Genomic DNA, 216 nt, shown 5'->3' on the forward strand with positions numbered 1-216 from the left:
TCTGCTTTTCCGGGCAGCTCAGCCGCAGAGACCGTTGGCCTCGGCGTCCGCACCGGAGCCGCCGGGCCGGCTGCCGCTGATCGCGCCGCGGCCCAGGTCGCCGCGCGGCCGGTCGGCGACCACACGCGCCCACAGCTCCTCGGCGTCCTCGGTCAGCCGCACGCGCCCCCAGTCGGGGTCGTCGCGGGGCGGCTCGACGACCGGTGCCGTGACGAA

At 77.3% G+C, this 216-nt stretch carries 1 protein-coding gene; it reads right to left on the bottom strand.

Going from position 1 to position 216, the window contains the following annotated elements:
* Positions 1-18 precede the first annotated feature (18 nt).
* Positions 19-216 (bottom strand): hypothetical protein (locus tag QWY29_RS20795; protein WP_300963108.1); only part of this gene is annotated, 198 nt, incomplete at its 5' end.

The sequence above is a fragment of the Nocardioides abyssi genome, from assembly GCF_030412915.1.
GTDB classification, from domain to species: domain Bacteria; phylum Actinomycetota; class Actinomycetes; order Propionibacteriales; family Nocardioidaceae; genus Nocardioides; species Nocardioides abyssi.